The sequence below is a fragment of the Arthrobacter sp. NEB 688 genome (assembly GCF_013201035.1).
Classification (GTDB): domain Bacteria; phylum Actinomycetota; class Actinomycetes; order Actinomycetales; family Dermatophilaceae; genus Phycicoccus.
In genome coordinates, this window is the sequence record NZ_CP053707.1 from 1693152 (window position 1) to 1715131 (window position 21980).

Annotated in this window: 25 protein-coding genes; 13 read left to right on the plus strand and 12 right to left on the minus strand. The window is 73.7% G+C overall.

Annotation, left to right across the window (positions count from 1 at the left end; translation table 11 throughout):
* Nucleotides 1-67: 67 nt before the first annotated feature.
* Nucleotides 68-1348, minus strand: coding sequence for an MFS transporter (locus HL663_RS08045; protein ID WP_173027846.1), 1281 nt, complete (start codon nt 1346-1348; stop codon nt 68-70).
* The gene (locus HL663_RS08050) at nt 1345-1959 is read right to left on the minus strand and encodes an ArsR/SmtB family transcription factor (protein ID WP_173027847.1); all 615 of its coding nucleotides are present in this window, start codon (nt 1957-1959) and stop codon (nt 1345-1347) included. Before HL663_RS08050 ends, HL663_RS08045 begins: the two co-directional genes overlap by 4 nt.
* A 220-nt stretch (nt 1960-2179) precedes the next feature.
* On the opposite strand from HL663_RS08050, the gene rplM reads away from it, so the two are divergent.
* The 4 genes from rplM (at nt 2180) to HL663_RS08070 (ending at nt 5129) form a co-directional block, all read left to right on the plus strand.
* Nucleotides 2180-2623, plus strand: coding sequence for a 50S ribosomal protein L13 (rplM, locus tag HL663_RS08055; RefSeq protein ID WP_173027848.1), 444 nt, complete (start codon nt 2180-2182; stop codon nt 2621-2623).
* Entirely contained in the window at nt 2623-3135 is a 513-nt protein-coding gene (rpsI, locus tag HL663_RS08060) for a 30S ribosomal protein S9 (RefSeq protein ID WP_173027849.1), read from the plus strand. The genes rplM and rpsI overlap by 1 nt, the downstream gene beginning before the upstream one ends.
* Before the next feature lie 115 nt (nt 3136-3250).
* Nucleotides 3251-4597: a phosphoglucosamine mutase gene (gene glmM, locus HL663_RS08065; protein ID WP_173027850.1), complete on the plus strand. Its 1347-nt coding sequence runs from the start codon at nt 3251-3253 to the stop codon at nt 4595-4597.
* A gap of 106 nt (nt 4598-4703) precedes the next feature.
* Nucleotides 4704-5129, plus strand: a complete 426-nt coding sequence (locus tag HL663_RS08070; RefSeq protein WP_173027851.1) for an Ohr family peroxiredoxin — start codon at nt 4704-4706, stop codon at nt 5127-5129.
* Nucleotides 5130-5162: 33 nt separating this feature from the next.
* Here the strand turns inward: HL663_RS08070 and lhgD are convergent, their stop codons facing one another.
* From lhgD to HL663_RS08100, 6 genes are read right to left on the minus strand one after another with little or no spacing between them, the layout of a single operon-like run.
* A complete protein-coding gene (lhgD, locus tag HL663_RS08075) occupies nt 5163-6350 on the minus strand; it encodes an L-2-hydroxyglutarate dehydrogenase (protein WP_173027852.1) in 1188 nt (395 codons plus the stop codon).
* Nucleotides 6351-6379: 29 nt separating this feature from the next.
* Nucleotides 6380-7765, minus strand: coding sequence for a GH1 family beta-glucosidase (locus tag HL663_RS08080; protein WP_173027853.1), 1386 nt, complete (start codon nt 7763-7765; stop codon nt 6380-6382).
* Between the two features lie 10 nt (nt 7766-7775).
* Nucleotides 7776-8615, minus strand: coding sequence for an MOSC domain-containing protein (locus tag HL663_RS08085; protein WP_173027854.1), 840 nt, complete (start codon nt 8613-8615; stop codon nt 7776-7778).
* On the minus strand, nt 8612-9127 hold the full coding sequence (locus HL663_RS08090) for a beta-class carbonic anhydrase (protein WP_173027855.1): 516 nt from the start codon (nt 9125-9127) through the stop codon (nt 8612-8614). The genes HL663_RS08085 and HL663_RS08090 overlap by 4 nt, the downstream gene beginning before the upstream one ends.
* Complete coding sequence (locus HL663_RS08095) at nt 9124-10827, minus strand: fumarate hydratase (RefSeq protein ID WP_173027856.1); 1704 nt, start codon at nt 10825-10827, stop codon at nt 9124-9126. The genes HL663_RS08090 and HL663_RS08095 overlap by 4 nt, the downstream gene beginning before the upstream one ends.
* Nucleotides 10824-11753 (minus strand): carbohydrate kinase family protein, encoded by a 930-nt coding sequence (locus tag HL663_RS08100; RefSeq protein ID WP_173027857.1) that lies wholly within the window; start codon nt 11751-11753, stop codon nt 10824-10826. Before HL663_RS08100 ends, HL663_RS08095 begins: the two co-directional genes overlap by 4 nt.
* A 128-nt stretch (nt 11754-11881) precedes the next feature.
* On the opposite strand from HL663_RS08100, the gene HL663_RS08105 reads away from it, so the two are divergent.
* A complete protein-coding gene (locus HL663_RS08105) occupies nt 11882-12439 on the plus strand; it encodes a DUF4245 domain-containing protein (RefSeq protein WP_286176004.1) in 558 nt (185 codons plus the stop codon).
* 172 nt (nt 12440-12611) lie between these two features.
* On the plus strand, nt 12612-13163 hold the full coding sequence (locus HL663_RS08110; protein WP_173027858.1) for a dihydrofolate reductase family protein: 552 nt from the start codon (nt 12612-12614) through the stop codon (nt 13161-13163).
* 51 nt (nt 13164-13214) lie between these two features.
* On the opposite strand, the gene HL663_RS08115 is transcribed toward HL663_RS08110, so the two are convergent.
* Together HL663_RS08115 and HL663_RS08120 are read right to left on the minus strand one after the other, a co-directional pair.
* Nucleotides 13215-13448, minus strand: a complete 234-nt coding sequence (locus tag HL663_RS08115) for an exodeoxyribonuclease VII small subunit (protein ID WP_030529496.1) — start codon at nt 13446-13448, stop codon at nt 13215-13217.
* A gap of 9 nt (nt 13449-13457) precedes the next feature.
* On the minus strand, nt 13458-14006 hold the full coding sequence (locus HL663_RS08120) for a hypothetical protein (protein ID WP_173027859.1): 549 nt from the start codon (nt 14004-14006) through the stop codon (nt 13458-13460).
* A gap of 77 nt (nt 14007-14083) precedes the next feature.
* Here HL663_RS08120 and HL663_RS08125 point away from each other — a divergent pair, with 77 nt between their 5' ends.
* Nucleotides 14084-14683: a TetR/AcrR family transcriptional regulator gene (locus tag HL663_RS08125; protein WP_173027860.1), complete on the plus strand. Its 600-nt coding sequence runs from the start codon at nt 14084-14086 to the stop codon at nt 14681-14683.
* A gap of 30 nt (nt 14684-14713) precedes the next feature.
* On the opposite strand, the gene xseA is transcribed toward HL663_RS08125, so the two are convergent.
* Nucleotides 14714-15958 carry an exodeoxyribonuclease VII large subunit gene (xseA, locus tag HL663_RS08130; RefSeq protein WP_173027861.1) on the minus strand — a complete coding sequence of 415 codons (1245 nt, stop codon included), beginning with the start codon at nt 15956-15958 and terminating at the stop codon, nt 14714-14716.
* 81 nt (nt 15959-16039) lie between these two features.
* Between xseA and HL663_RS08135 the strand changes: the two genes are divergently transcribed.
* Together HL663_RS08135 and HL663_RS08140 are read left to right on the plus strand one after the other, a co-directional pair.
* Complete coding sequence (locus HL663_RS08135) at nt 16040-17053, plus strand: 4-hydroxy-3-methylbut-2-enyl diphosphate reductase (protein WP_173027862.1); 1014 nt, start codon at nt 16040-16042, stop codon at nt 17051-17053.
* Nucleotides 17054-17063: 10 nt separating this feature from the next.
* The gene (locus HL663_RS08140) at nt 17064-17519 is read left to right on the plus strand and encodes a GNAT family N-acetyltransferase (RefSeq protein ID WP_286176005.1); all 456 of its coding nucleotides are present in this window, start codon (nt 17064-17066) and stop codon (nt 17517-17519) included.
* On the opposite strand, the gene HL663_RS08145 is transcribed toward HL663_RS08140, so the two are convergent.
* Nucleotides 17501-18694: a DNA recombination protein RmuC gene (locus tag HL663_RS08145; RefSeq protein ID WP_173027863.1), complete on the minus strand. Its 1194-nt coding sequence runs from the start codon at nt 18692-18694 to the stop codon at nt 17501-17503. The genes HL663_RS08140 and HL663_RS08145 overlap by 19 nt on opposite strands.
* Before the next feature lie 113 nt (nt 18695-18807).
* Between HL663_RS08145 and HL663_RS08150 the strand changes: the two genes are divergently transcribed.
* From HL663_RS08150 to ychF, 4 genes are all read left to right on the plus strand, one after another.
* Entirely contained in the window at nt 18808-19293 is a 486-nt protein-coding gene (locus HL663_RS08150) for a glutathione peroxidase (RefSeq protein WP_173027864.1), read from the plus strand.
* A 20-nt stretch (nt 19294-19313) separates the two neighbouring features.
* Entirely contained in the window at nt 19314-19952 is a 639-nt protein-coding gene (locus tag HL663_RS08155; RefSeq protein WP_173027865.1) for a hypothetical protein, read from the plus strand.
* 10 nt (nt 19953-19962) lie between these two features.
* Entirely contained in the window at nt 19963-20478 is a 516-nt protein-coding gene (locus HL663_RS08160) for an NUDIX domain-containing protein (RefSeq protein WP_173027866.1), read from the plus strand.
* Between the two features lie 219 nt (nt 20479-20697).
* A complete protein-coding gene (gene ychF, locus HL663_RS08165; protein WP_173027867.1) occupies nt 20698-21783 on the plus strand; it encodes a redox-regulated ATPase YchF in 1086 nt (361 codons plus the stop codon).
* Nucleotides 21784-21980: the final 197 nt, after the last annotated feature.

Sequence of the window (21980 nt, forward strand, 5' to 3'; positions counted from 1 at the left end):
CGCAGGGAGGTACGCCGGCACGGCCCGGACGGTTCACCGGGCGGCCGGGTCCTCGGCGGGGCCGGCGTCAGGCGCCCGTGGGGAGGGCGCGCTCCTGCCGCAGCGCGGGGAGGTAGCACAGCGCTCCGAGGACGCTGAAGGCCCCGGCGACGAGGATGCCGGTCGCGGTGCTCGTCGCCTCGGCGAGGGGGCCGAGCACGAGCAGCCCGAGGCTGTAGCAGCCGCCCCCGACCATCGAGTTGATCGACAGCACCGTCGTGCGGTTGCCGGCGTCGGCCTGCCGGTGCAGGAGCGTGCTGTGCACCGGGCCGGCGGTGCCGTGCAGCGTGTAGACGACGAAGAACGCCGTGACGAGCCCGACCGGGCCGGTCATGAGCGCCATGACGACGACGAACCCGCCCTGGAGGACGCGGGAGGCGATGGCCGTCCAGGTCACGCCGACCCGCCGGGCGACCAGGGCCGCGGCGGCCGAGCCGGCCGCGAACAGCCCCCACGCCACGGCGGACACCGGGCCCATGAGCGCGCCGGCCTCGGTCTCGCCCCCGACGAGCTCGGACAGGCGGACGGGCAGGAAGGTCTCGAAGGCGATCATCCCGACGCTCCAGAAGACCTCGACGAGGACGAGCGCGCGCAGCACGCGGTTGCGCCCGAGCAGGCGCAGGGCCGCCGCCACGACCCGCGGCGCCTCGCGGGCGGAGTCCAGGGCCCGCCGCACGCCGCGCGCGTCGACGTGGGTGCGCGGCTCGCGCAGGAGCAGGAGGGTGGCGACGAGGTTGAGGGCGACGAAGACGAGGGAGAGGCAGTAGGCGTTCTCGAGCGCGGTGAGGGTGCCGACGGGGTGCCAGGCGATGACGCCGCCGGAGACGACCGCGCCGGTGGCGATGGCCGCGCCGAGCACGGTGCCGGCGCGCGCCAGGCCCCGCTCGACGGCGACCCCGGGGTCGTCGGCCTGGGCGGTGTCGACGTACCAGGACTCCAGCGGCCCGGAGTCGAGCGCCCGGAAGACGCCCTGGAGCAGCAGGGCCACGCAGAACGCGGCGAAGGTGTGCGCCGTGACGAAGACGACCGCGGACAGCAGCGCGACGAGGCTCGAGGCGACGAGCAGCGGGCGGCGCCCGAGGGCGTCCGCGAAGCCGCCGGTCGGCAGCTCGAGCGCGAGGACGACGAAGCCCTGCATCGAGAGGATGACGCCGAGCTGGGCCAGGGACATGCCCCGCTCGAGGGCGAGGAGCGTCGTCACGCCGATGACGAGGCCGACGGGGAACCAGCGGGTGAAGGTGAGCAGGAGCAGGACGCGCAGCGCCTGCGCCGCCCCGAGCGTGGCCGTGGTCCGCGCCGGCGCGCTCACCGCTGCTCGCCGCCCCGCGGGGCGCGGTCGAGGTCGACCGGGTACATGACGGCATAGACGGCGACCCGGCGGGCCGAGGGGTTGCCCTGGCCGACGCGGCGGTAGCGCGCGACGACGTCGTCGAGCTCCTGGCGCAGGGCTCGGGCCTGGTCGGGGGTGGCGACGACCCACGAGTCGTCCATCCCCATCGCGTCGCGCCAGTCGGTGGGCCACGCCGACTCGACGTCGAGCCAGCGCTCGTAGCGCTCGCCGAGGTGGCGGGAGTAGTCGCGCTGGAGCCAGCCGAGCGCGCTCTCGGCGTCGTCGTCGCCCGCGAAGTCGCTGGGCTCCCACTGGTGGCTCTCGGTGGCGGCGCGCCACAGCCGGCGCTTGCCCTCGCCGTCGCCGGTGTCGGCGACGAGCCCGACGGACTCCAGGCGACGCAGGTGGTAGGAGGTGGCGCCGGAGTTGGTCCCGAGCGCCGCGGCGAGGTCGGTGGCCGTCGCGGGGCCGCCGACCCGCAGCGCCGAGAGGAGCCGGCTGCGCAGGGGGTGGGCCAGGGTCTTCAGGGACGCGGCGTCGAGCCGCAGGCCGGTCAGGTGGCCGTCATCGGTGGGCTCCGGAGGGGTCATGTGTGCACAGTACCTGTGCACAGTTTGTTTGCACAAGAGTGGTGCACGAAGGATGTGGACGGCGTCGGTGCAGGTCAGGTGGCCTGTCGCGACGATTTGGGGGAGCGGGCCGGGGGTCCGTAGCATGGACGACTGGTGTGCCGTGCGCTGTCACGAGGGCCGTCGCTCCCTCGCGGGAGCACTCGGCACACGCCATCCGACCCGCAACAAGAGGACTCTCATGCGTACCTTCACCCCGAAGCCGGGCGACGTGACCCGCGCGTGGCACGTCATCGACGCCACCGACGTCGTGCTCGGCCGGCTCGCGAGCCAGGCCGCCGTGCTGCTCCGCGGCAAGCACAAGGCGACCTTCGCGCCGCACGTCGACACCGGTGACTTCGTCATCATCATCAACGCCGACAAGGTCGCCCTGACCGGCGCCAAGGCCGAGAAGAAGAAGGCCTACCGCCACTCGGGTTTCCCGGGCGGTCTCCGCTCGACCTCCTACACCGAGCTGCTCGCCAAGAGCCCGGAGAAGGCCGTCGAGAAGGCGATCCGCGGGATGGTCCCCAAGACCTCCCTCGGTCGCCAGCAGCTGACCAAGCTCAAGGTCTACCGCGGCGCCGAGCACCCCCACGCTGCCCAGCAGCCCAAGCCCTTCGAGATCACCCAGGTGGCCCAGTGATGTCCGAGAACGCCCAGATCGACGAGACCGCCGGGACGGACGTCAACGACGCCCCCGTCACCGAGTACACCTCCGAGTCCGACGGCACCGTCGCGACCGAGGCGACCCGCCGCCCGAGCGCCTCGGCGCCCGGTGGCGCGACCGGCCGCCGCAAGCAGGCCGTCGCCCGCGTCCGCATCGTCCCGGGCAGCGGCGAGTGGAAGATCAACGGCCGCTCGCTCGAGCAGTACTTCCCGAACAAGGTCCACCAGCAGATCGTCAACGAGCCGCTCAAGGTCCTCGAGCTCGACGGCGCCTACGACGTCCTCGTGCGCGTCCACGGCGGTGGCCCCTCGGGTCAGGCCGGGGCCGTCCGCCTCGGTGTCGCACGCTCGCTCAACGGGGTCGACGAGGAGCTGAACCGCCCGGCGCTCAAGAAGGCCGGCCTGCTCACCCGTGACGCCCGCGTCCCCGAGCGCAAGAAGGCGGGTCTCAAGAAGGCCCGCAAGGCGCCGCAGTACAGCAAGCGCTGATCCGCCCCTCGCGGAACGAGCCGACGGCGGCACCCCTCGCGGGTGCCGCCGTCGCCGTGTCCGGGCCCGCCACGCGGTAGGTTCGGTCGCTGCCCCACCACCGAAAGGCCCCTCCATGTCCCGTCTCTTCGGCACCGACGGCGTGCGCGGTCTCGCGAACCGCGACATCACCGTCGAGCTCGCGCTCGACCTGAGCATCGCCGCGGCCCACGTCCTCGGTGACGCCGACCGCCGTTCCGGCCGTCGGCCTCGTGCGGTCGTCGGGCGCGACCCCCGGGCCAGCGGCGAGTTCCTCTCCGCCGCGGTCACCGCGGGCCTGGCCTCGGCCGGTGTCGACGTGCACGACGTGGGCGTGCTGCCGACCCCGGCGGTCGCCTTCCTCACCGCCGACATGGGCGCGACCTTCGGCGTGATGCTCTCCGCGTCGCACAACCCGATGCCCGACAACGGCATCAAGTTCTTCGCCGAGGGCGGGCACAAGCTGCCCGACGCGCTCGAGGACGAGATCGCCGCCCGCATCGGGCAGGACTGGGACCGCCCGCAGGGCGCCGAGGTCGGCCGCATCCAGAGCAACCGCGCCGGGCAGGCCCGGTACGTCGCGCACCTGCTGCGCACGCTGCCCAACCGCCTGGACGGCCTGACCGTCGTCATCGACGGCGCGCACGGCGCCGCGAGCGCGGTCTCGCCCGAGGTCTTCCGGCTCGCCGGGGCCGACGTCGTCGAGATCGGCACCGACCCCGACGGCCTCAACATCAACGACGGCTACGGCTCGACCCACCTCGACCGGCTCAAGGCCGCCGTCCTCGAGCGCGGCGCCGACCTCGGCATCGCCCACGACGGCGACGCCGACCGCTGCCTGGCGGTGGGCCACGACGGCCGCGAGGTCGACGGCGACCAGATCATGGCCGTCCTCGCCGTCGCCCTCAAGGAGCGCGGCGTGCTGCGCGAGAACACCCTCGTCGCCACCGTCATGAGCAACCTCGGCCTCATCCAGGCGATGGAGCGCGAGGGGATCAAGGTGCGCCAGACCGGGGTCGGCGACCGCTACGTCCTCGAGGAGATGCGCCGCGCCGGCTACTCCCTCGGCGGCGAGCAGTCCGGGCACGTCATCATGCTCGAGCACGGCACGACCGGCGACGGGGTCCTCACCGGCCTCATGCTCGCGGCCCGCGTCAACGAGACCGGCCGCCCCATCGCGGAGCTCGCGACCGTCATGGCGCGCCTGCCGCAGGTGCTCGTCAACGTCAAGGGCGTCGACAAGGCGCGCGTCGAGAGCGACGAGGTGCTCCAGGCCGCCGTGCGCTCCGAGGTGGAGGCGCTCGCCGGTTCCGGCCGGGTGCTGCTGCGCAAGTCCGGCACCGAGCCGGTCGTCCGCGTCATGGTCGAGGCCGCCACCGAGGAGCACGCCCGCGAGGTGTGCGACCGGCTCTGCGCCGTCGTCAAGGAGCGTCTGGCCCTGTGAGCGCGGCGTCGTCCGGGACCCGGACGCCGCCACGACCGGGGAATGACCCCGGCGGCCGGACGGTTGGCCTCGATGACCACCTTGTCGACATCGAAGGAGAGCCTCCGTGCCCCACGAGTCCGTGACCAAGAAGTTCTACAGCATCTCCGCCACCTCCACCGGCGGCCGTGACGGCCACACCAAGAGCGCCGACGGCACCGTCGACGTGAAGCTGGGCAAGCCGAGCACCTCGAACCCGGTCGCCAACCCGGAGACGCTCTTCGCCGCCGGCTACGCCGCCTGCTACAACGGTGCGCTCGCGCACGTGGCCCAGCAGGACGGCGTCGACGTGTCCGGCGCGGAGACGACCGCGGACGTGACCCTCGGCGAGACCGCCACGGGTGTCGGCCTGGCCGTCGAGATCGTCACGACCATCCCGGGTGTCGACGCGGAGACCGCGCAGGCCCTCGCGGACAAGGCGCACGAGTTCTGCCCCTACAGCAAGGCGACCCGCGGCAACATCGACGTCACCGTCGTCGGCAAGCCCGCCTGACGCCCCCCGCACCACCCCACCGGCCTCCTCCCGTCACGACGGGAGGAGGCCGGTGACGTGTCGGGCGATCGCGAAGGCCGCGGTGGCCGCGGGCGAGGGCGCGTTGAGGACGTGCACGCAGCGCCCCGAGCGCTCGACGAGGAAGTCGTCGACGAGGGTGCCGTCGGGGCGGACGGCCTGCGCGCGGACCCCGGCCGGGGCCGGGAGCAGGTCGTCGTCGCGCAGCGCGGGGACGAGCCGGCGCAGGTCGTCGGCGAAGCGCCGGGCGTCGAGGGAGCGGGCGACCTCGCGGACACCGGTGCGGGCGTGCCGCCGGGCCAGCCGCCACAGGCCGGGGTAGGCCAGCGTGCCGGCGAGCTCGCGGGGCCGGACGACACCCCAGCCGTAACCTTCGCGGGCCAGGGCGAGGACGGCGTTGGGGCCGGCGTGGACGTGCCCGTCGACGCCGCGCGTCAGGTGCACGCCGAGGAAGGGCAGCTCCGGGTCGGGGACCGGGTAGACGAGGCCCCGGACGAGGTGGGCCGCGGCGGGGGCGAGCTCGCGGTACTCGCCCCGGAACGGCACGATGCGGGCCGAGGGGCGGTGGCCGAGGGCCTCGGCGACGAGGTCGGTGCGCAGGCCCGCGCAGGTGACGACGAGGTCGGCGGGGACGTCGCCCGCGGTGGTCTCGACGACGACCTCGCGCGCCGACTCGCGCCCGCCGACGACCTCGGTGCCGGTGCGCAGGTCGGCGCCCGCGGCGCGCAGCCCGTCGACGAGGGCGGAACAGACGCCGGGGTAGTCGACGACCCCGGTCTCGGGGACGTGCAGCGCCGCCAGGGCCGCCACGTGCGGTTCGTGCTCGCGCGCCCCGTCGGCGTCGAGTCGGGTGACCGCGAGGCCGTTGGCGAGTCCTCGTGCGTGGAGGGCGGCCAGTCGGGGCAGCTCGTCGGACGTGGTCGCCACCACCAGCTTGCCGGTGACCGCGTGGGCCACCCCGTGCTCGCGCGCGAACGCCGTCAGCTCGGCACCGCCGGTGCGGCACCAGCGCGCCTTGGCGCTGCCGGGCGGGTAGTACAGCCCGGAGTGCACGACGCCGCTGTTGCGCCCGGTCTGGTGGCGCGCCCAGCCGGTCTCCTTCTCCAGCACCGTGACCCGGACGCCGGGGTCCTCGGCCAGGAGCCGGTGCGCCACGGCGAGGCCGACGATCCCGCCGCCGACGACGACGACGCGTCGGCTCATCGACGCCTCATCGCTCGTTCACACCCGGGTCACGCGCGGCCGTGGTGCTCCGCGATGACCCGCGCGTACTCGAGTCCGGAGTCCTTGACGGTCCGGACCTGGGTGTCGTAGTCGACGTGGACGATGCCGAAGCGCTTGTCGTAGCCGTAGGCCCACTCGAAGTTGTCGAGGAGGCTCCAGGCGAAGTAGCCGCGCACGTCGGTGCCGCCCTCGATGGCGTCCGCGACCGCGCCGAGGTGGTCGCGCAGGTAGCCCACGCGCTCGGGGTCGTGGACCGCGCCGTCGTCCGAGACGGTGTCGTCCCAGGCCGAGCCGTTCTCGGTGATGTAGATCGGCAGGCCGCACTCGCGGGCGGATCGCTCGATGATCATCCGGTGCGACTCGGGGGACTGCTCCCAGCCCATGGCGGTGACCGGCGGGCGGGGGGCGATCTCGGAGACGCGCTCGCAGCCGGGCAGCAGGTGGGTGTCGCCGGCCGGCTCGTCACCCTCGGCGGTCGCGCGCACGCGGGTGGGGAAGTAGTTGTTGACCCCGAGGTTGTCGAGCGGGGCGGAGATCGTCGCGAGGTCGCCGTCGTGGACGAACGAGCCGTCGGTCAGGTGGGCGACGTCGTCGAGCATCCCGTCGGGGTAGGCGCCGTGGAAGAGCGGGCCGAAGAAGACGCCGTTGAGGGCGTTGTCGGCGCGGCGGACGGCGTCGAGGTCGGCATCCGTGGGGTCGGCCGGGCCGTGGACCTGGGTCGGGTTGAGGGTGATCGACACCTGGGCGTCGGCGCAGTGCTCGCGGATGACGGGCACCGCGGTGCCGTGGGCGAGCATCAGGTGGTGGGCGGTGAGCAGGCCCTCCATCGGGTCCCGGTGGCCCGGGGCGTGGGCGCCGATGGAGTGGCTGAGCATCGAGGAGCACCACGGCTCGTTGAGGGTCGTCCAGTGCGCGACGCGGTCGCCGAGGGTGCCGACGACGTGGGCGGTGTAGTCGGCGAACCAGCCGGCGACGTCGCGCGAGCGCCAGCCGCCGCGGTCCTCGAGGGCCTGGGGGAGGTCCCAGTGGTAGAGCGTGACGACCGGGCGGATGCCGGCGCCGAGCAGCGTGTCGACGAGCCGGTCGTAGAAGGCGAGGCCGAGCGGGTTCGCCGGGCCGGTGCCGTCGGGCTGGATGCGCGGCCACGCGACCGAGAACCGGTAGGCCTCGAGCCCGAGGCGCTGCATGAGCGCCACGTCCTCGTCGACGCGGTGGTAGTGGTCGCACGCGACCTCGCCGGTGTCGCCGTTGGCGACCTTGCCCGGGGTCGCGGAGAAGGTGTCCCAGATGGACTGGCCGCGGCCGTCCTCCTTCGTCGCCCCCTCGATCTGGTAGCTCGCGGTGGCGGCGCCGAAGAGGAAGCCCTCGGGGAAGGTGCGCTCGGAGGTCGTCATGCGGACGAACCTACCGAACGGGCCGCACCTCGTCGCCGACGCGGACCTCGCCCGTGGACTCCGGCACGAGCTGGGCCGCGAACCAGGTCGAGCCCTCCCACCGCCGGTGGCGGGCCAGGGTGCGGATCGGCTCGTGCCCGCGCTCGCGGGTCACGGGGTCGATCGTCGTCATGACGCAGCGGTCGACCGGCTTGACGACGCGGAAGGTGACGGCGCCGACGGTGACGGCGCTCCAGCCGTCCTCCTCGAAGGGCTCGAGGCCGCCGTCGACGACGAGGTTGGGCCGGAACCGGTCGATGCCGATGGTCGTCGGCTCCTCGCCGCGCTCGAGCGCGGTCTCCGCGACCCAGTCGCCCAGTCGGCGCAGCGAGGCCACCGACGCGAGCGTGACCGGGTAGCCGTCGGCGAACGCGGTCGCCTCCCCCGGGCGGCCGTGCTTCGGGTTGAGCGGTCGTGGGTCGGCGACGTGCACGAGCCGGACGTCGGTGCGGCGCAGGGCGTCCCGCAGCCAGGCGTGGGCGGCGTCGTCGGCCACGCGACCGGTCAGCGCCCGGCCGTGGACCGTCACCGGCACGGCGTCGCCGTGCGGGGGCTCGACGAGCAGGTCGTCGACGCCGTCCGCGCGCAGCCGGAGCGCCGTCCCCAGGCCCGGGTCGGTGGCGGGGGTGTCGGCGCTCAGCGCGAGCAGGGCGTGCTCCTCGCGGGCGGTCAGGCACTCGCCGTCCGGCGTGACGACCATCCAGCGACGGTCGTCGCGCAGACCCCACGGCTCGACCGCGGCCGCCGCGACCGCGCGGACGGCGGTGCTCTTGACCGGGTGCAGCGCGACCCGGTCCAGCCGGACGCTCACGCCTGCCGGCTGATGCGCCCGCTGTCGACGTCGTACATGAAGCCGCCGACGAGGGCCCGCTCGCCGATGAGCGGGTGCGAGCGCAGGACGTGGACGTCGTGCTCGAGGGCCGCCTGCTGGTCGGCGACGACGTTGAAGTCGTGCCACGACGCGTCGACACCGGCCGACTCGCCGACCCGGCGCTGCAGCTCCTCCTCGCTGTTCGAGGCGACGGCGCAGCGGGTGTGCGGGACGACGAGGATGCGGTCGACGTTGAGCAGGTGCACCGCGAGGACGAGCGCCTCGAGCGCCTGCGGCGTGACGCGGCCGCCGGGGTTGCGGAAGATCTTGGCGTCACCGGGGTGCAGGCCGAGCATCGCCAGCGGCGCGATGCGGCTGTCCATGCACGTGACGATGGCGATGCCCGCGTGGGCGACGCCGTCGAAGCCGGCGAGGTCGAAGGTCTCGGCGAAGTGCTCGTTGGCGGCGAGCAGGTCGTCGAAGTCGGTGGGGGTGGTGGTGGGCTCGCTCACAGCAGTCCGGTCCTCTTCTCGATGGTGAACGCGACGGGCTTGGTGACGCCGGCGAAGAAGTCCTCGCCCTTGTCGTCGACGACGATGAACGCCGGGAAGTCCTCGACCTCGATCTTCCAGACGGCCTCCATGCCGAGCTCGGGGTACTCGAGCACCTCGACGCTGCGGATGCAGTCCTGCGCCAGGCGGGCGGCCGGGCCGCCGATCGAGCCGAGGTAGAAGCCGCCGTGCGCCCGGCAGGCGTCGGTGACCTGCTGGCTGCGGTTGCCCTTGGCGAGCATGACCATCGAGCCGCCGGCGGCCTGGAACTGCTCGACGTAGGAGTCCATCCGGCCGGCGGTCGTCGGGCCGAAGGAGCCGGACGGCATCCCCTCGGGGGTCTTGGCCGGGCCGGCGTAGTAGACCGGGTGGTCCTTGAGGTACTGCGGCATCGGCTCGCCGGCGTCGAGGCGCTCCTTGATCTTCGCGTGGGCGATGTCGCGGGCGACGACGAGCGGGCCGGTGAGGCTCAGCCGGGTCTTGACGGGGTACTTCGTCAGCTCGGCGAGGATCTCGTCCATCGGCCGGTTGAGGTCGATCGGCACGACCGCGCCGGCGCCGGTGCCGCTGACGCCCTCGGCGTCCTCGAGCCCGGCGTGGGTGGTGTCCGGGAGGAAGCGCGCCGGGTCGGTCTCGAGCTGCTCGATGAAGACGCCCTCGGGCGTGATCTTGCCGAGCACCTGGCGGTCCGCGGAGCACGAGACGGCGATGGCGACCGGGAGGCTCGCGCCGTGGCGGGGGAGACGGACGACGCGCACGTCGTGGCAGAAGTACTTGCCGCCGAACTGGGCCCCGATGCCGAACTGCCGGGTCAGCTCGAGGACGCGCTCCTCGAGCTCGGTGTCGCGGAAGCCGTGGCCGGTGGCGGGGTCGCCCTGCTTCGGCAGCTGGTCGAGGTACTTGGCGCTCGCGTACTTGGCTGTCTTGAGGGCGAACTCGGCGCTGGTGCCGCCGATGACGATGGCCAGGTGGTACGGCGGGCAGGCGGCGGTGCCGAGGCCACGGAGCTTCTCGTCGAGGAAGCGCATCATCGCGTCCGGGTTGAGGATCGCCTTGGTCTCCTGGAAGAGGAACGACTTGTTGGCGCTGCCTCCCCCCTTGGCCATGAAGAGGAACTTGTAGGTGCTCTCGTGGCCGGGCGCGGTGTCGGCGTAGAGCTCGACCTGCGCGGGGAGGTTGGAGCCGGTGTTCCTCTCCTCCCACGTCGTGACCGGGGCCATCTGCGAGTAGCGCAGGTTGAGGCGCGTGTAGGCGTCGTAGACACCGCGGCTCACGGCGGCCTCGTCGGTGCCCTCGGTGAGGACGTGCTGGCCGCGCTTGCCCATGACGATGGCGGTGCCGGTGTCCTGGCACATCGGGAGCACGCCGCCGGCGGCGATGTTGGCGTTCTTCAGGAGGTCGAGCGCGACGAACTTGTCGTTGTTGCTCGCCTCGGGGTCGTCGAGGATGTTCGCGAGCTGCTGCAGGTGGGCCGGCCGCAGGTAGTGGGCGATGTCGTGCATCGCCGTCTCCGTGAGCAGGCGCAGCGCCTCGGGGGCGACCTGGAGGAAGCGGCGGCCGCCGGGACCGTCGACCGTCTCGACGCCCTCGGTCGTCAGGAGGCGGTACGGGGTCTCGTCGGCCCCGACGGGCAGCAGGTCCTCGTAGGCGAAGTCGGTCATCGGATCTCCTCCCGGGTGGGGGCGTAGGCGCCGGCGTGGCGGACGGTGACCCCGCTCGTGGCGAGGGCCCGCTCGACGGCGGGGTCGACGTCGGCGAGGCTCGCGCGGGCGAGGCGCTCGCGGGCGTCTGGGCTGCCGAGCAGCCCCGTGTCGAGGAGGCCGGACACGAGGCCGGCCATGAAGGAGTCGCCGGCGCCGACGGTGTCGACGACGTCCTTGACGCGGGCATCGGCGCGGCCCTCCTCGCCGGACGCGGCGCGCCAGACGACGCCGTCGCCGCCGAGCGTCACGACGGTGAGCGAGGCGCCGAGGTCGGCCCAGCGCGCCATGACGGTCGAGGGGGTGTCGCCGGGGTAGAGCCACTCGAGGTCGTCCTCGGAGCACTTGACGACGTCGGAGAGGCCGACGAGGTGCTCGACGCGGGGGCGGACCGCGTCGACGTCGCCCATGATCGTCGGGCGCACGTTGGGGTCGTACGAGACGGTGCCGTGCTCGCGAGCCCGGCGCATCGCGTCCTCGACCTCGGCGTCGCCGGGGGTGAGGGTCGTCGCGATGGACCCGGTGTGCAGGTGGCCGGTGCCCTCCGGCAGCCGCACCGGGGGGAGGTCCCAGTGCAGGTCGAAGACGTAGGACGCCGCGCCGTGCTCGTCGATCGTCGCGAGCGCGGTGGAGGTCGGGTGGTGCGGGCTGCGGCTGCCGGGGAGCAGGTGCGCCCCGCTGGCCTCGACGTGCTCGGCGCAGCGCTCGCCGCGCGCGTCCTCCCCGACGAGGCACGCGACGTGGGTGTCGTGGCCCAGCCGGGCCAGGCCCACGGCGACGTTGGCGGGCGAGCCGCCGACGTGCTCGGCCGACCGCCCGTCGGGGTAGCTGACGATGTCGACGAGGAGCTCGCCGACGACGACGACCGGCGGTGCGGAGGCGCTCACGGCATCCCAACCTCTCTGGCGGCTGCTGACGGACCGCCCACGCGGCCGGCGCGGCCGAGGGCGGCGTGTCGAACCCTATCGTCGGCACCGATTGGGCGTCTGCGCCGCCCGTCGGCGACGATGGGGGAGTGAGCACGCCGACCGCCCCCAAGAGCCGCTACTCGATGGGGTCGACGAAGAACCTCGTCCTGTCGCTGCTCGCGGTCCTGGGGATGGTGCTCGTGCTCGTCTTCATGGTGCCGCGGGTGGACCGGGTCGGCGGTCCGGTCGTCGACGTCGCGGCCAAGGCCCAGGAGATCAAGCAGTCCTCGGGCTGGCCGATCGTCGAGCCCGAGGGGCTGCCGAGCGGGTGGTCGCCCACGTCGGTGCGGTACGTGCCGGTCACCGACGGCGTCCGCACGTGGCACGTCGGCTACCAGACCCCCTCCGGCACGTTCGTCGCCGTCGAGCAGGCCAAGGACCCCGGCCGCGGCTGGGTCGCGGCGCAGACCAACCGGGCCCCGCGCGAGGGCACGCTCGAGATCGCCGGACGGACCTGGGAGAAGTTCGTCCGCGACAACAAGGTGCAGAACAGCCTCCTCTACCTGCCGCCGGCCGGTTCCGGCGAGCTCGCGACCCTCATCACGGGCACGGCGACCTTCGAGGACATGCAGACCTACATCGAGTCCCTGCGGCCGGTGGGCTGAGGCGCTCGCGGGAGCCACCGCGGCCGCGGTCGAGGTGATGCGCGACCCTCTCGTGGTCGGGTCTCACCTCGAACGGGGTGGCTGGGGTCCGGGACCGATGAGTTCCGGGTGGCCGGCGGGTCCATCCCTGCGACACCATCGTCGTCGCCCGACCCCAGCACCGGAGGACCCCATGACCCGCCGCGTCACCGCCCACCTGTTCCACTCCGTCAACGGCGTCGCCCAGTCGCCCGACCAGTGGCAGTTCGGGCTGTTCGGCCCCGAGGAGGGCGAGGCGATGGGCCGCGCCCTCGCCCCCGTCACCGACGTCGTCATCGGGCGCGTGCTCTGGCAGGAGTGGTCCGAGTTCTGGCCGGCCGCCGCAGAGGGCGACCCCTTCGCCGCGTTCATCAACCCGGTGCCCAAGCACGTCGTGTCGACGACGCTCGGTGACGACCTCGGGTGGAACAGCACCCGCATCGACGGGGACCCGGTCGCCTACGTCCGCGCCCTGCGCGAGGGGGAGGGTGGCGACATCGCGGTCGCCGGCGGCATCGAGACCGTCCGCTCGCTCTTCCTCGGCGGGGTGGTGGACCGCCTCACCCTCACGACGCACCCGGTCGTCGGCGCCGGGCGCCGCCTCTTCGACGACGGCGTCCCCGTCACCCGCCTCGAGCTGCTCGAGTGCACCTCGACCCCGGCGGGCAACGTCATGACCACCTACGGCCTGCGCGCCGGCGACTGACCCGGCCGCGCGGCCGCGCCCATCCGGAGCGGAGGGGGCCGGCCCGCGGGCTCAGTCCTGCGGGCCGGCGACCCGCTGCTCGGCCTGGTCGAGCCAGCGGCCGCAGTGGGCCGCGAGTGCCTCGCCGCGCTCCCACAGCACCATGCTCTCCTCGATGCCGACCTGCCCGCTCTCGAGCCGGGCGACGATGTCGACGAGCTCGTCGCGCGCCTGCTCGTACCCGAGCTCGGCGACGTCGGCGTTCGCGCCGGTGCCGGCGTCGGGGGCGGGGGCGTCCTTCGGCATGCGGCGAGACTACCGACGCCCACCGACCCCCGCTGGTCGAGGGCGCACGGAGTAGCCGAGGCTGACGACCCCGTCGACCACGACGACGACCGACCACAGGCGCAGCATCCCGAGGAGGGCCTCGGTCCGTGCGGAGTCACCGATGACGAGGATGCCGACGCCGAGCAGCGACGCCCCCACGGCGTACGCGACGAGGTGGCGCAGGAAGCCGCGGCGCTCGTGGGCCGCGTGCGCCCGGCCGGCGCGGGGGCGAGGAGCCGGGGCGGGGCCACCCGCGAAGCGGTGCGCGAAGCGCGCGTCTGCCCACCGGACCATCGAGTGCCCGAACCCGACGGAGACGCCGAGGTAGACCGCGGCGAGGGCGTGGGCCGTCGTCGCGCTCGCCCCACCGCGCAGGTCGAGCACGGTGGCGACGAGGAGCACGAGGTCGACGAGCGGGGCGGCGAGGAGCAGCCACCCGCCGAGCCGCGGTCGGCGCAGCAGGTAACGCGTGGCGAGGCCCGCGAGGACGAGGACCCAGAACAGGACCTCGCAGGTGACGATGACGGCGACGAGCACGGTGGTTCCCTCCCCTGTATCTGGTACGAGCGTACCAAAAACGAGGACGACGGGCGCGGTGCTGCTAGACAGGGTCCGTGCCCAAGGTCGTCGACCACGCGGCGCGTCGCGAGCTCATCGCCGACGCGTTGCTCGCCGTCGTGCGCCGCGACGGTGTCGGGGCGGTGTCCGTCCGGACCGTCGCCGCCGAGGCCGGCCTGTCCGTCGGGTCGATGCGCAACACGGCCGCGAGCCAGGACGAGCTCGTCGCGTTCGCGATGCGCGTCGTCGCGGACCGCGTCGGGCAGCGGGTCGCGGCCCGGGTGGGGGGATGGGACGCCGCGCGGGTGCCGAGCACGGACGACCTCGCCGACCTCTGCGGCGAGGTGCTGCCGCTCGACGCCGAGCGACGCGCGGAGGCCGCCGTCTGGCTCGAGCTCGTGACCCTGGCGCGCACGGACACCCGGCTCGCGGAGGTGTCGGGGCAGGCGCACGCCGGCATCCGCACCCTCGTCGACCGCGTGGTCGGTGCGCTGCTGCCGGCCGGCGACACGGCGCGGCACGAGGCGGAGGCGGTCCGCCTGCACGCCCTGCTCGACGGCCTCACGCTCCACGTCGTGCTGCACCCGGGGGCCACGGACGTCACGGCCGTGCGCGCGGTCGTGCGCGACCACCTGGCCGGCCTCGCCACGCGCTGACCCCTGGGGGCCGACACTGGGGGAGCCCGGTCAGGACCCGAGGACGCGGACCCCGAAGTCGCCGCGCGCGACGCGGACCCGCAGCAGCTCGTCGGGGGCGAGCTCCGCGGGGTCGGTGACCAGTCCGCCACCCACCTGCTGCACGACGGCGTACCCGCGGTCGAGCGTGGACTGCGGCGAGAGGGCCCGGGCCTGCGCCCGCAGGTGGTCGACGCGGTCGCGCTGGCGGTGCAGGCCGGCCTCGACGCGGTGCAGCGCCCGCGAGCGCAGGGCCTGGACCACCTCGCGCTGCGAGCGGACGAAGGCGCCCTTGTCGGCGAGCACCGGGCGGCTTGCGAGCTCGGCGAGGCGCCGGCGCTCGTGGTGCAGCCGGCCGGCGAGCGCCCGGTGGCCGCGGTCGCGGGCGGCCTCCAGCCCGCTCCGCTCGGCCTCGGCGTCCGGGACGATGGCCTTTGCGGCGTCCGTGGGGGTGGAGGCGCGGTGGTCGGCGACGAGGTCGAGCAGCGGGGTGTCGACGTCGTGGCCGATGGCGCTGACGACCGGGGTGGTCGCGGCGGCGACCGCACGCAGCATCGTCTCGTTGGAGAACGGCAGGAGGTCCTCGACGCCCCCACCGCCGCGCGCGATGACGACGACGTCGACCTCCGGGTGGGCGTCGAGCTCGGCGAGGGCGGCGGTGACCTCGGCGACCGCGTTCGTGCCCTGGACCGCGACCTGCCGGATCTCGAACCGGGCGCTCGGCCAGCGGCGCAGCGTGTTCTCGACGACGTCCTTCTCGGCCGCGCTGGCCCGGCCGCAGACGAGGCCGATGCGCCGGGGGAGGAAGGGCAGCGGACGCTTGCGGTCGCGGTCGAAGAGGCCCTCCTGCCCGAGGTGGCGCTTGAGGTACTCCAGCCGGGCCAGCAGCTCGCCGACGCCGACCGGCCGGATCTGGCGGGCGTCCATGACGAGCGAGCCGCGCTGGCTCCAGAACGACGGCTTGGCCTGGAGGACGACGCGGGCGCCCTCGGCCAGCGGCCCGGGCATCGCGTCGAGCGCGTTGACGTGGACCGAGCACGAGAGGCTCATGTCGACGTCGGGGTCGCGCAGCGTGATGAAGGCGGTGCGTGCGCCGGGACGGCGGGTCAGCTGGACGACCTGGCCCTCGACCCAGAGGACCGACATCTTCTCGACGTACTCGCCGATCTTCATCGAGAGCAGGCGGACCGGCCACGGGTTCTCCGCCGTGGTGTCGACCGCCCGCTCGGGCAGGGGCGCGCGCGCCGGGGTGCTCACGGGGCCACCCTAGGCGGCACCGCCGTCAGCCCGGCCGTGCGCGATTCGGGGTCGGCCGGTGGCCCGACCTACGATGGACGTATGTCTGAGACGACCAAGCGCGTGCTCCTCGCGGCCCCCCGCGGCTACTGCGCCGGTGTCGACCGGGCCGTCGTCACCGTCGAGAAGGCCCTCGACCTCTACGGCGCGCCCGTCTACGTCCGCAAGGAGATCGTCCACAACAAGCACGTCGTCACGACGCTGCAGCAGCGCGGCGCGATCTTCGTCGACGAGACCGACGAGGTGCCCGAGGGTGCGACCGTCGTCTTCTCGGCGCACGGCGTCGCGCCCGTCGTCCACGAGGAGGCGCGCGCGCTCAGCCTGCGCACCATCGACGCCACCTGCCCGCTCGTCACGAAGGTCCACCGCGAGGCCGTGCGCTTCGCCGACGCCGACTTCGACATCCTCCTCATCGGCCACGAGGGCCACGAGGAGGTCGTCGGCACCGCCGGCGAGGCCCCCGAGCACATCCAGCTCGTCGACGGCCCGGACGACGTCGACAACGTGACCGTCCGCGACCCCGAGAAGGTCGTGTGGCTGAGCCAGACGACGCTCTCGGTCGACGAGACGATGGAGACCGTCCGCCGGCTGCGCGCGCGCTTCCCGAAGCTGCAGGACCCGCCGAGCGACGACATCTGCTACGCCACCCAGAACCGCCAGCTCGCCGTCAAGCAGATGGCCTCCGACTGCGACCTGATGATCGTCGTCGGCTCGCGCAACTCGTCCAACTCGGTCCGCCTCGTCGAGGTCGCGCTCGAGCACGGCACGCGCGCCGGTCACCTCGTCGACTACGCCGACGAGATCGACGAGACCTGGCTCGACGGCGTCTCGACGGTCGGGGTGACCTCCGGCGCGTCGGTGCCCGAGATCCTCGTGCGCGGCGTGCTCGACTACCTCGCGACCCGCGGCTTCGAGGACGTCCGCCCCGTAGTCGCGGCCGAGGAGTCGCTGATGTTCTCGCTGCCCAACGAGATCCGGCGCGACCTCAAGGCCGCCGGGATGTCGGACAAGATGCGGCACGACGGCTCGTTCGCCGAGACCAGCGCCCTGCACTGACGGGCCCGCCGTGGACGACCGGGTGGAGCTCGCGACGACGGACTCCGCCCTCGCGCTCGCGGGCGACCTGCTCGACGCCTTCAACGCGGAGTACGGCGACCCCTCGCCCGGGGCGCAGGCGCTCGCGGCACGGCTGCGCGGGCTGACGGCACGGGGCGACACCGAGGTCCTGCTGGCCGGCCGGCACGGCGTGGCCGTGCTCCGCTACCGGCCGTCCCTCTGGAGCGACCGCGACGAGGCCTACCTCGCCGAGCTCTGGGTGGAGCCGGGCACCCGGGGACGGGGCCTCGGGCGGGCGCTCCTGCGGGCCTGCCTCGAGCGGGCCCGGGGGCGCGGCTGCGACCTGCTCGACTTGTCGACGAGCGCCGACGACGTCGCGGCCCGGGCCCTCTACGAGAGCGAGGGGCTGCACGCCACCGAGGGGCCGGGTGGCCCGACGACGTACCACTACGAGATCGACCTCTGAGCCTCCCCGTCGTCGGTGCGGGGGTCGTCGAGCACCAGCTGCGGCCGGGCGTCGGCCTCGGTGACGGCGTCGATGAGCTCCTGCGCGGTGAGCGGCCGCGGGCCGGTGCGCACCGGCTCGAGGACGGTCAGCTCGTCGGTGACGACCTCGAGGTCGCGCATCCGTCGGGCGGTGACGAGCACGCGCGACTCCAGCGCGCCGACCATCGCGTTGTACGCCTCGACGCTGGACTGCAGGGAGCGGCCGACCTTGGCCGTGTGCGCGCCGAGGGTGCCGAGCCGCGCGTAGAGCTCGCGGCCGAGGTCGAGCAGCTCGCGGGCGCTGGCCGAGAGCGCGTCCTGCTGCCACGTGAAGGCGACAGTGCGCAGCAACGCCATGAGCGAGGCCGGACCCACGAGGACCACGCGTCGCGCGAGGGCCTTCTCGTGCAGGCCCGGCTGCGCGGCGAGGGCGGCGGCGAGCATCGCGTCGCTGGGGACGAAGCAGACGACCATCTCGGGGCCGTCGCGGAACGCGGCCCAGTACTCCTTGGCGGCGAGCGTCGCGACGTGCCCGGAAACGGCGTCGGCGTGCCGGCGCAGCAGGGCGGTGCGCTCCTCGTCGGTCAGCTCCTCGGCCTGCGCGTCGAGGAAGTGGGTCATCGGGGCCTTGGCGTCGACGACGAGCGACTTGCCACCGGGCAGCCGCACGACGACGTCGGGCCGGACCTGACGGTCGTGGGCGCCGAGGGCCGTGACCTGCTCCTCGAAGTCGCAGCGCGGGAGCATCCCCGTCGCCTCGAGGACCCGGCGCAGCTGGACCTCGCCCCAGGCGCCGCGCACCGAGGACGAGCGCAGCGACCCGGCGAGCGAGGCGGTGGCGCGGCCCAGCCCCTGCGTCTCGGCCTCGACCCGCCCGAGCAGCGCCCGCAGCGAGCCGTACTGCTGCGACCGGTCGCGCTCGAGGACGCCGACGTGCTCCTCGACCCGCACCAGCGCGTCCTTGAGCGGCGCGAGCAGGGCGGCGGTCTCCATGTCCTCGGCGAGCGAGGTCTCGAGGTCGAGCACGCGTTCGCGCAGGAGGTCGCGCTCGGTCTCGACCCCGGCCACGGCCGCCCGGTGCACGAGCCGCGCCACCATCCACGCCACGGCTGCGCCGACGACCAGCCCCACCACGCCCCACGTCATCCCGTCCATGCGAGGACCATGGCAGAGGCCGCCGACAGCCCCGGCAATCCGCGCCGGTGCGCCGGTCCGAACCACGCGCCGACCCGCGCCCCCGCGCGTCGTGCCACCGGAAGGACCACCCCGTGCCCGTGCTCCAGGACTTCTCCGCCACCTCGCTCTCCGGCGCCCCGCAGACCCTCGACGACTACGCCGGCCAGGTCGTGCTCGTCGTCAACACCGCGTCGCAGTGCGGCTTCACGCCCCAGTACGACGGGCTCGAGGCCCTCTGGCAGGAGTACAAGGACCGCGGGCTCGTCGTCCTCGGCTTCCCGTGCAACCAGTTCGGCGGCCAGGAGCCCGGCAGCGCCGAGGACATCGGCGAGTTCTGCCGGGTCAACCACGGCGTGACGTTCCCGCTCTTCGACAAGGTCGAGGTCAACGGCGACGGCGCCCACCCGCTCTTCCGGTGGCTGCGCAGCGAGGCGAAGGGCGCGCTCGGGAGCGAGAAGATCAAGTGGAACTTCACGAAGTTCCTCGTCGGCCGCGACGGCACGCCGATCAAGCGCTTCGGCTCGAGCACCAAGCCCGAGAAGCTGCGCGGCGCCATCGAGAAGGCGCTCGCCGCCTGACGCGACCTACTGTCGGGGGCATGCCCGAGAGCGCCGAGGACTACTTCGCCCGCATCGCCGCCGCCCAGGACGCCGACGGGCGCATCCCGCTCGACCCCGAGGGCGTCCTCGCCTGGGACGTCTTCCCGTTCGAGGCCGAGGGGCTGCGCCTCAAGCCCGGGCCGGTGCCCGGCCCGGAGCGGGTGCGGTCGGGGGAGGACCCCGCCACCTGCCAGTGCGCGCAGCCCCCCGCCCGCGGCCCCCGGGAACCCTTCGGGGTGGTCTGGGAGGACGAGCACTTCCTCGTCAAGGCGCCGCCGCCCTCCGGCGCCCCGCTGATGCTCTCGGTCGTCACGCGCGAGCACCTCGACGTGCCCGAGATGGACGCCGACCTCGCGGCCGCCTTCGGGCGGCTGCACGTCGCCCTGGTCGCCAGCGTCGAGGAGCTGCCGAGCGTCGGCCGCTGCCACGTGATGCGGATCGGCGACGGCGGCGCCCACGCGCACTGGTGGTTCCTCGCCCGCCCGGTGAACCTGCCGCTGGTCCTCGGGTCCTTCATGGTCGACTGGGACGACTTCCTCCCTCCGCTGCCGCTCGACGTCTGGGCCGAGAACGCCGCCTTCGTCGCGCAACGGCTGCACGAGCGGCTCGGCGGCCGGGCCGTCACCGCGCTCACGTAGGGTCGCGGCCATGGCACGACGCGAGGAGACCGAGGCCGAGCGCCTGCGGCGGATCGCCATCCTCAACGCCCGGCTGCCCAAGAAGCGCAACATCGCCCAGGGGCTGCTGCGCAACCCCGCCGGCGAGGTGCTGCTGTGCGAGCTGTCGTACAAGCAGGAGTGGGACCTGCCGGGCGGCGTCGTCGACCCGGGGGAGCCGCCCGCCGTCACCGTCGCCCGCGAGATCGACGAGGAGCTCGGGCTGCACGTCGCGGTCGGCGGTCTCGTCGCCGTCAACTGGCTGCCGCCGTGGCGCGGCTGGGACGACGCCCACCTCTTCCTCTTCGACCTCGGCGTCCTCGACGGCGAGCTCGACCCGGCCCGCTTCCTGCCGCGCGAGATCGCCGACGCCCACTGGGTCCGCCCCGAGGCCGCGGCCGAGCACGTCGCGCCCTACACGGCGCGGATGCTCGAGGCCGTCGCCGGCTGGACCCCCGGCACGACCCTCTACCTCGAGGACGGCGAGCCCACCGGTGGGGCGGCGTGAACCGGGAGCACCGCCTCGCCCTCGTGCTGCTCGGCGGCCTCGTGCTCGTGAGCGTCGGCATCCTCGGGTACATCCTCGTGTCCGCCCTCACGGCCTGAGCGCCGTCCGCGCGCCCGGCCGGGCCGCGATTTCGCCGCCCCCGGGGCGGTGCGGCACGATGGGTGGTCGCGTCGCCCCACCGGCGACGTCCTGCACACGTGGTCGGAGAGAGGACGCGCCGTGGCGCTCACCATCGGAATCGTCGGTCTGCCGAACGTCGGCAAGTCGACGATGTTCAACGCCCTGACGAAGAACGACGTCCTGGCGGCGAACTACCCCTTCGCGACCATCGACCCCAACGTCGGCGTGGTCCCGCTCCCGGACGTCCGGCTGCAGCGGCTCGCCGAGATCTTCGGCAGCGAGAAGATCCTGCCGGCCACCGTCTCCTTCGTCGACATCGCCGGCATCGTCCGCGGCGCGTCCGAGGGGGAGGGGCTGGGCAACAAGTTCCTCGCGAACATCCGTGAGGCCGACGCCATCTGCCAGGTCGTGCGGGCCTTCGAGGACGGCGACGTCGTGCACGTCGACGGCCAGGTCTCGCCCGAGTCGGACATGGAGACCATCCACACCGAGCTCGTCCTCGCCGACCTCCAGACCCTCGAGAAGGCCGTCGTCCGGCTCGAGAAGGAGGCGCGGATCAAGAAGGAGTCCAAGCCGCTCCTCGAGAACGCGCTCGCGGCCCAGAAGGTGCTCGAGGACGGCAGGACCCTCTACGCGCACGGCGCCGCGGCCGGGGTCGACCTCGGGATGGCCGCCGGCCTCGGGCTGCTGACGACCAAGCCGTTCATCTACGTCTTCAACCTCGACGAGGACCAGCTCGGCGACACCGACCTGCACGCGCGCCTCGCGGCCCTCGTCGCACCGGCCGACGCGGTCTTCCTCAACGCGAAGCTCGAGATGGACCTCATGGAGATGTCGCCCGAGGACGCCGCTGAGATGCTGCAGTCCTTCGGCGCCGAGGAGTCGGGCCTGGACCAGCTGGCGCGCGTCGGCTTCCACACCCTCGGCCTGCAGACCTACCTCACGGCCGGCCCCAAGGAGTCGCGCGCCTGGACCATCCGGCAGGGATGGACCGCGCCGCAGGCCGCCGGGGTCATCCACACCGACTTCCAGCGCGGCTTCATCAAGGCCGAGATCGTGTCGTTCTCCGACCTCGACGAGCTCGGCTCGATGGCCGCCGCGAAGGCCGCCGGCAAGGCGCGCATGGAGGGCAAGGACTACGTCATGCAGGACGGCGACGTCGTGGAGTTCCGCTTCAACGTCTGATGTGACACGCCTTGGCAGGTCAGACGGGGTGTGGGTCTCCGTAGTCTGCACACGGTCCGCAGGAGACTGAGCAGGGGGGGCTGACAACGGTCAGCCCGAGGGCGCGTGTCGCCGCTCCGGAGTAACCGTGTAATCGGCCGCGTGGCAGCCCCTTGCTGGCATTGTCAGAAGGTGAAGCGGTGCGCCGCGAAGGTTTT

Coding starts and splice junctions, on each gene's coding strand:
- rplM (WP_173027848.1), top strand. CDS start 2,180: ATGCGTACCTTCACCCCGAAGCCGGGCGACGTGACCCGCGCGTGGCAC.
- HL663_RS08095 (WP_173027856.1), bottom strand. CDS start 10,827: ATGACCGACTTCGCCTACGAGGACCTGCTGCCCGTCGGGGCCGACGAG.
- HL663_RS08080 (WP_173027853.1), bottom strand. CDS start 7,765: ATGACGACCTCCGAGCGCACCTTCCCCGAGGGCTTCCTCTTCGGCGCC.
- HL663_RS08110 (WP_173027858.1), top strand. CDS start 12,612: ATGACCCGCCGCGTCACCGCCCACCTGTTCCACTCCGTCAACGGCGTC.
- glmM (WP_173027850.1), top strand. CDS start 3,251: ATGTCCCGTCTCTTCGGCACCGACGGCGTGCGCGGTCTCGCGAACCGC.
- HL663_RS08145 (WP_173027863.1), bottom strand. CDS start 18,694: ATGGACGGGATGACGTGGGGCGTGGTGGGGCTGGTCGTCGGCGCAGCC.
- rpsI (WP_173027849.1), top strand. CDS start 2,623: ATGTCCGAGAACGCCCAGATCGACGAGACCGCCGGGACGGACGTCAAC.
- HL663_RS08050 (WP_173027847.1), bottom strand. CDS start 1,959: ATGACCCCTCCGGAGCCCACCGATGACGGCCACCTGACCGGCCTGCGG.
- HL663_RS08115 (WP_030529496.1), bottom strand. CDS start 13,448: ATGCCGAAGGACGCCCCCGCCCCCGACGCCGGCACCGGCGCGAACGCC.
- HL663_RS08155 (WP_173027865.1), top strand. CDS start 19,314: ATGCCCGAGAGCGCCGAGGACTACTTCGCCCGCATCGCCGCCGCCCAG.
- HL663_RS08160 (WP_173027866.1), top strand. CDS start 19,963: ATGGCACGACGCGAGGAGACCGAGGCCGAGCGCCTGCGGCGGATCGCC.
- lhgD (WP_173027852.1), bottom strand. CDS start 6,350: ATGAGCCGACGCGTCGTCGTCGTCGGCGGCGGGATCGTCGGCCTCGCC.
- HL663_RS08135 (WP_173027862.1), top strand. CDS start 16,040: ATGTCTGAGACGACCAAGCGCGTGCTCCTCGCGGCCCCCCGCGGCTAC.